This is a genomic window from Microbacterium sp. UBA3394, assembly GCF_002358725.1.
Classification (GTDB): domain Bacteria; phylum Actinomycetota; class Actinomycetes; order Actinomycetales; family Microbacteriaceae; genus Microbacterium; species Microbacterium luteum.
Genome location: NZ_DEPK01000146.1, coordinates 1 through 7,144, shown reverse-complemented (window position 1 = coordinate 7,144; position 7,144 = coordinate 1). Strand labels below are relative to the sequence as shown.

Here is a 7,144-nt window from a genome sequence, read left to right as displayed (position 1 = left end):
TCAGACCAAACTGACACAGTCAATGGTCTCGGTTCCTTTCCCCTCCCCCGTTGTTCTGCCGTGGAGGCACGAATGTGCCGAGCAGGGAGAACGGGCGTAGCGCAACCCGTCAGGGCGCGCAGGCGAGAATGCGCGGGCGAAATAAGGGATCGAAGCGACCGCGTTCGCGGAGCGGCTTGTGCGCAGCACGGGCGACCGTACGATGCGAAGGCTCCACGGCAGAGCAACGACCCGCACAGGGCGAGAACATCACTGGCGGGCGCGTCAGCGCCCGACCAAAGGACGGCCTCCGTGCCGGCCCGCCGGTCTCCGTCGCCGACGTGGCACCCCGGCCTGGTGGCCGGGGTGTCGATCTCACCTCAGCAGGCGCGCACAACAAGCAGCAGGTTACGTACTCATCCGTGTGATCTGGGATGTTATTTTGACTGCTTTTTCTATTGGTGTCGCTGGTATCGTGGAGCCATGTCCGCCACCATTGAGGCCAACAAGCTGACGGCCTACAACGACTCGATCCGCCAGTCGACACCGCAGATCGTTGCTGACCTGCGGGTCAGGTTGGGAGCAAAACTCGTGGCATACATCGCGAACGTGACAGAGACTCGCGCGGTCCGCGCGTGGGCTGACGGGGAACGCACCCCGGCGACCAATACAGCGCGCAGGTTGCGCCTGGCACATCAGGTCGCACATCTCATCGATCTGAGCGAAGGCGACGGTGTCGCAGCGACCTGGTTCCAGGGAATGAACCCCCAGCTCGGCGACCGCTCCCCCGCCCGCGTGCTCCACGAGGACAACAGCGAGGACGCGATGAGCAAAGTCCTCGCCGCCGCGAAAGGGTTCGTCGGCGCCTGATGGCCTCACCCGACCTCACGGTGATCGACCCGGCCGGCGCGACCGTGTATCGCGTCGGCCGCGCACCCGACCCCTGGGCATGGATCGACCCTCAATACGCCGGCAAAGCCCGCTGGGACGACCCCAACGTCGCGTTTCGAACCACCTACGCGGCTGAGACGCTCTTTGGCGCGTTCGTGGAAACGCTCGCCTACGCGCGCCCCGACCGGCACGCCGACGGCAGGGATCTCCTCGCAGGGATCGACGAAGACCCTGAAGATGCGGCTCACTTCCCCGTGCCGACGGCGGGCTCGATCCCGCGTGAGTGGATGCACGGCCGCATGACCGCCACCGCGCACTTACAGGGCTCCTACGTCAACGTGCGGGACTCGAGTACCGTCGCCGCAATGCGACCGACATACCTCGACCACGCCCTCAAACTCGGATTCGACGACTTCGATGCCGCCGCACTCAAACGCGCCTACCCCCGCGACCTCACACACCGACTGACCGTCGACCTGTACGAAGCAACGAACACCGATGGCGAGCCGGCATACGACGGTGTCTACTTCGGCTCCCGCCACGGCGACGACCTCGCCCTGTGGGCCATCTACGAGCGACCCGGCGACAACCCCCACAGCCGAAACCTGCTCCACACCCACGCCCAGCTCGTCAACCCCACCGACACAGACCTCCAACGAGCAATGCGCCTGCACCACCTGACCTGGCGGTGAGCGGTCATGGTCAAGCCTGATCGCCGCGTGCTCCTCAGACGCCGATCACGACGATCTCGCACGTCGCGCACCAGTACCCGACCGACCCAGGGCGCAGTAACGTCGCACAGGAGGGCACTGCGGGGTCGCCGCAACGCTGTACCCGTCGTCTTGGATCATGCGCGCCACAGTAGGCGAAACGACCATCGCGGCGAGTGAGTTACTCACAGGCGACTCCCTTCACGAACAAGCGCCTCGCGCCAGAACGCGTGCCACCGCATAGAACGTTTATTCGAACGCGATTGTGCTTGTCGTGGTCGAGAGGTATCACCGTGGGGACGAGTAGGCGATATGCAGCGAGCGTCGACCGACGGATGGATGCCCGCATTCTGGAACGCATCGCTGCCGAGGCCGGCCCCTTGCAGTCCCTCTCCCCCGAGGAACTGCAACTTGACTCCGCCCCTGTGACAATCGACCCTCAACCGAAACCGGCTCGCGCCTGGGTGCGCTTCGGCGGGACGCCCGCGCTCGTCGACGCAGAGGTATGCCGATGGACGGCGGATGCGTGCGCGATCCGCTTCCTCGTCGGAGGCAAGGAGCTGAAAGCGTGGGTGTGGGCCTCCGCGGTCACACCTACCACTCACACGCAGCGGTGACCCGCCGCAAGCCGGAAAGGCTCGATCTGCGAGGCGCGGGACTGCTCACTGCCTCTTTTCTTCGATTCGTGGCCAGGTGCTCTCGACATAGATCGCACCGAGCGCGGTGGCCTGCACGCTCCCCCACTTGTCGAGGCCGCACCCGGCCTCCGTGGCGGTAGGGCCGCGTCGAGCATCGGCGTCGCCGCGCCTCTGAACACGGTTAGTGGGCCGCCTATTCGTCGCTGGCGTTGCTTGCGAGTTCATCAAACCACCGCACGACACCATTTGCGGAGTGCGCTGCACGGAGAGCTTCGGAGGCGGCACCGAGCGCGGCAGCAGCCCCGCACCGCTCGCATGTGGATCCAAGCGCGCGAGCTGGGTGGTGTTCTCGGTCGCCGCCTTCCTCGCACTCCTCGTCTACAGCATCGTGTGGCTACGCCGGCGGCGACGCGGGAGCGGCCCGCAGCAGCGACGGAGCTGACAGCAGCCCCTCTGGGGCATGCGCCTCCACTAAGGCTGTCGCGCACGCGCCCGCGCGGAGGAACCGACCGTTGAACGGGTTGCCGCGGAGGAATGAGCACGGCCGAGGCGAGTGCCACGGTGGCCGCACATGCCGCGATCGCGGGCCAACCCGCCGGCGAGATCTGCGCGCGGCACAGGATCAGGCGAAGCAACTGATAGGTTGCGGACATGCGACTACCCGGGAAGGTTTTCGTTCTGCTGTCCGTGTCGCTCATGCTGTCGTCCTGCGCAGCCGCGCCTCTTCCAGAGTTCAAGGTCGAGCAGACGGAACGCGACATCATTCCCAATGCGTCGTCGTTGACCGGTGTCGAGCCGGGCTCCACCCGGTTTGTGGGCGAGGTTGAGAGCGCGGACCTCTACATGGCGCGGGGTGACGGGGACATACTCTGCCTCGTCGAGGCACGGCCCGAGGCCTCTTACAATGTGTTTTGCGGTGATGGTCTCGGAGTCGGGGTCGAGTTGGAGAGCGGGACCCGGATTGAACTAGGTACCTTCCGGTTCCCTGAATCCCAGATCGGCGACGGAGAACGTGCTCAACTCAGTGAGAGCGTGACAGTCATTACCGACTGAAGACCGCTTGCAGACCCCACAGTTGTCCGCACGCTGGACAATCCGATTCGCGGAATCCACTCACCGGCACAGACCTTCGGAATCGGCGCCGATTTCTGCGCGGTGATGGATCCGATCTGCTGCGTTCGCAGCTCAGCGCGACGGAACAGGGGATCAGCGCTGCGATAGGAACGGAGGACTACCGGCGCGCGGGCGTCGCACACTCCAGGGGAACTCCCCCATGCATGTGCACGGAGTGCGATGCTTTGTCCGTGAGAAATCGCGACGATGCCGACAATGCCGACGGTGTCCGCCAGGTGCTCGCGGAGACGACCGCCATTGCCGACCGCGTCGAGGCACTCCTGATCGCCCGGAATCCATCAACACAGTTGAGAGAAGCCTGCTCGGGGACGTGATCTGGCAGATGAGGGTGCGGGTACCCGGACTACGCGAGTCGGACGTTGTTGTCGAATAATTCGATCATGTCAGCTACACCCCCAAGGCTTCTCGCGGAAGCCGACACCGCGAAGGACCTGGCGGGAGCCCTGACGAGCGGCCGCGTGGATCGTTGACGCGATCTACTCACGGCCAAGTTCCGAACGGGCCAGTGTCGAACGCTAAGCGACCGGCTCCTTGAATAGCGATATCGTCTGCGCATGCCTAAGCCGTCCCGTAAGCCAGCGAGATGGGCTGTGATCGCCTTCGGGGTGCTCGGTATTGCGCTCTTGATCTATGCCGCAGTTGTCTTCGTGACGCAGACGCCAGCGGAGCTGGGGGAGGTGTCTACGGGCCGTGGGATCAGTTGGCCTCGATGGGGTTGGGCGCTTCTTTCCATCATCCTCGGCGTGGTGGCGCTCGTCTTCGCACTCTGGGCCGGGCTGTGGCGTAAGCGCTGGTGAACTTGACCCCGTTGCTGGTCCCAAAGTCCCGGTAATGGACCGACCTTCGTGCGTCGACCTTCCGCCGGCGCATCGATCGGCGGAGATCGTGAACGCCGTCGTATGCTCGGCTGACGAGCGAGCTGCTGTTTCCTGGGCCGGCTTCGTCGACCGCACCTCCGATTACGCGTGGATTTGACGCGTATACCGAGGTGGGCTCCCAACCGGCGGTTCGGCATCTGACCGGGTACGAAGACTTTGTGACGTTCTGCACATCGCGCGGGACGGATCCAACTCTTCTGGCGAGCGACATCGACTCACTCGCGGCGCTCGTTCGAGAACGAAAAGACGACATGGAGGCTGCGGGCCTTCAGGACTCGGCGGCGACCTTCTTAGGCAATGTCCTCGTGCGCCGAAGGGAAGATGCCGACTGGCAAAAGTTCGGCGATGATTTCCGAGCGCCGGCAACGAGCGCCAATGCTTCGAAGTCTCCCGCGTTATACGGTTGCTGGCCGAATCGGACGAAGACACATGCGACGAGTTGTGTCGATCATGAAGGAGTGGATTGCCGGCCAGGCGATTTGAGAGAACATGACCGCATCACGCGCGTAAGCCGACCGTGTATTGACTCACCGGGACATCGGAGAAGCCGGGAGAAAGCTCAAGGCGATGTTTGTCGGTTTCGGGGCTGGCGCCTGTGGCTGCCTTCATCGCGTGATTCGCGATCAGTTGCACGTGAAGAGGAGGCTCTGGCCTCGCGACGCCCGAGCACGATGTACTCGATGGCGTGGACCACGCCGAGTAGGAGCAGGGTGATGAGTGTGAGGGCCCATTTTCCGTCGACCTGGAGAGGAGCTACGCCCCAGACGATGGCGACTACGGGGATAACCGCCCACGCACGCATCTTCACGAACGCGATGAAGTGTCGCCACGTGAACGCGTCCGGTCTCACGTGGGGAGACTATCGATCGTGGTGCGGGTCCGCAGAATTCGCTTCGATCTCGCAGAGCGCCCCGCCGGTGGCATCCATGATGGCTCGGTGAGTCTTTCGTTCGGCGCGGACGACGACGAACGCGCAAGCAACTGCGGCCGCAATCAGTATGACGCCAGAGAGAGCAGACCATACGCGCTCCGTGTCGTTCGCGTCGGACTGAGAGATCCCGATTAGAAGGAGCATCAGGCCGGATGCCGACAGTGCGGCGGGTACGAGTAGGAGTGCCAGGTACAGGAAGAATCTACGCACTTCCGCTCTCCCAATCATCCGGGTCTCGTGCCGGTGCCAGCGGCGAGGCGCCCGCACTCCCGAATTGCATCCGGCTACAAACGGCCCGTCGCCGCAACTTATCAGCGGACGAGCGAGATGCGGCGTTGCGACTTGACTGCCCTGAGTTCTAGGTGGTGACTAAGCTAGCCCACCCGGTCGATGTTCACCTTCACGGCTTGTCCCCTCGAACGAGCGTGTGGCTGCCAGCCGGGCGGCATCCTTGACCGCAGTGGTGGCCTGATGCGCGAAACGGGATTCGAGTCGCGCCATCGCCCGGAAGACGACCGGCTTCCGCTCCCTGTTGGGCAATGGCCTCAGCGTAATTCGAAGCCCGGCCGCACCTCGGCGATCGTGTCGAGCTCCGTCTGCATTCTCGCGTGGAGGTATCGGCCGTGTTCGATCCACCCATCTGGTAGGGGATCGGTTTCCGCTCTTTCCTGCCAAGCGGCGTTCCAGGCATAGATTTCGCCGGCTAGCTCATCGCTCAGCGGCAGGTCTTCAGCGTCGAGTGTGTACCCCTCGCTGAAGGATTCCCAGAACGGCCACTCCCGCCCCCAATCCGGAAAGAGGCGAATGACCCGCCGCCCGTCCGGGAGCGTAAGCGGCAGACTCTTGCGGCTTCGTAGTGCGAGCAGGCGGTCTTGCATCTCCGCCCGCATCTTCCACTCGCGAGGCGACTGCGGGGGCGAGTTATAGTCGCCCCCGACCAGCCAAATGAGGCCGCGACCGCGATCGGAATCGTCGACGACCAGTGCGATCGACCACAGGTTGTCATCGCCCGCAAGAGTGGCCGCAGACCACTCCGCGTCCTTGAAAGTCGCATCGACGAGATCGACCGTGGTCACCGCCGAACCAGCACCCGCGAAGACGTAGATCCGATAACGCGGATCATTTGATTCCCACGATGAGTCCCGTTCATCGACCTCGATCCCACGCACTCCACCACGATAGAGGCGGCAGGATCGTGGCGCTCGCAAACGGACCGTCATGCGCGGCGCGGGGGTACCGGCGCTTGTGGGACAGTGTGCGTATGAACGAGGTGGAACGTCGCCTGGACCGTGTTGAGAGTGAGCTCGCGATTCACCGGCTCGCTGCCGAGTACTGCCACGGCGCCGACAAACGAGACCTCGACCGATTCCTTGCCGTCTGGGCACCAACCGGCGTTTGGCGCATCGACGACGATGCAAGGTTCGAAGGGCGCGAAGCGATCGCGCGCGTTGTGCAAGCGCAGTGGCGCACCTTCCCTCAATACGTCCACTGGACGACGAACCACACCGTCTCGGTCGACGGCGACACCGCCCACGGCGAGTGCGACGTGGCAGTCCTCGTGCACCTGCACGGCGGCCGCTGGGTCAGGACCGGTGGAACCTACCGCGACCAGTACCGCCGCATCGACGGCCGGTGGCTCATCACTCATCGAGACGCGAGCACGCGGTTCGACGTAGATCCCACCCCCAATGAAGATGAGATCCGCTTGAGATTCGAGGACGGGTAGGCGCCGCAGTGCCGCCGTTGCGACGTGGACCGCACCGAACGCTCGCGGATCGGTTGTGCGCGCAAGCGTGCTCGCCCGAACCGCACGGTCGACAACCCTGCGCCAAGCCGATTGGAGAGGCGGCGCGGCGACGACGACCTCAGAGGTTTTGGTCCGCGTGACGAGACGAACGCCGGCCATCCCAAGCTGAGGCTGTGACCGCGACGTGTAGGTTGCGCCGAGAACGACGCATTCAGGTCAAGTCCCGTGGCGTGGTG

General features: G+C 64.3%; 8 protein-coding genes. 7 read left to right on the top strand and 1 reads right to left on the bottom strand.

All coding sequences use genetic code 11. The annotated features are described in order from the left end of the window. Nucleotides 1-462: 462 nt before the first annotated feature. The 6 genes from B4E30_RS08640 (at nt 463) to B4E30_RS08615 (ending at nt 4,149) form a co-directional block, all read left to right on the top strand. The gene (locus B4E30_RS08640) at nt 463-849 is read left to right on the top strand and encodes a hypothetical protein (protein WP_194384545.1); all 387 of its coding nucleotides are present in this window, start codon (nt 463-465) and stop codon (nt 847-849) included. Further along, nucleotides 849-1,562 (top strand): RES domain-containing protein, encoded by a 714-nt coding sequence (locus tag B4E30_RS08635; protein ID WP_286794766.1) that lies wholly within the window; start codon nt 849-851, stop codon nt 1,560-1,562. The genes B4E30_RS08640 and B4E30_RS08635 overlap by 1 nt, the downstream gene beginning before the upstream one ends. Before the next feature lie 353 nt (nt 1,563-1,915). Next, a complete protein-coding gene (locus tag B4E30_RS08630; RefSeq protein ID WP_286794764.1) occupies nt 1,916-2,197 on the top strand; it encodes a hypothetical protein in 282 nt (93 codons plus the stop codon). A 672-nt stretch (nt 2,198-2,869) separates the two neighbouring features. Beyond that, on the top strand, nt 2,870-3,271 hold the full coding sequence (locus tag B4E30_RS08625) for a hypothetical protein (RefSeq protein WP_194384541.1): 402 nt from the start codon (nt 2,870-2,872) through the stop codon (nt 3,269-3,271). Between the two features lie 251 nt (nt 3,272-3,522). Then, on the top strand, nt 3,523-3,666 hold the full coding sequence (locus tag B4E30_RS08620; protein WP_194384540.1) for a hypothetical protein: 144 nt from the start codon (nt 3,523-3,525) through the stop codon (nt 3,664-3,666). A gap of 276 nt (nt 3,667-3,942) precedes the next feature. Further along, nucleotides 3,943-4,149 carry a hypothetical protein gene (locus B4E30_RS08615; RefSeq protein WP_194384539.1) on the top strand — a complete coding sequence of 69 codons (207 nt, stop codon included), beginning with the start codon at nt 3,943-3,945 and terminating at the stop codon, nt 4,147-4,149. Between the two features lie 1,557 nt (nt 4,150-5,706). Here B4E30_RS08615 and B4E30_RS08610 read toward each other — a convergent pair. Further along, a complete protein-coding gene (locus tag B4E30_RS08610) occupies nt 5,707-6,330 on the bottom strand; it encodes a hypothetical protein (RefSeq protein ID WP_286794759.1) in 624 nt (207 codons plus the stop codon). A 92-nt stretch (nt 6,331-6,422) separates the two neighbouring features. Here B4E30_RS08610 and B4E30_RS08605 point away from each other — a divergent pair, with 92 nt between their 5' ends. Continuing rightward, nucleotides 6,423-6,887 (top strand): nuclear transport factor 2 family protein, encoded by a 465-nt coding sequence (locus B4E30_RS08605; protein WP_286794757.1) that lies wholly within the window; start codon nt 6,423-6,425, stop codon nt 6,885-6,887. The last annotated feature ends 257 nt before the right edge of the window (nt 6,888-7,144 follow it).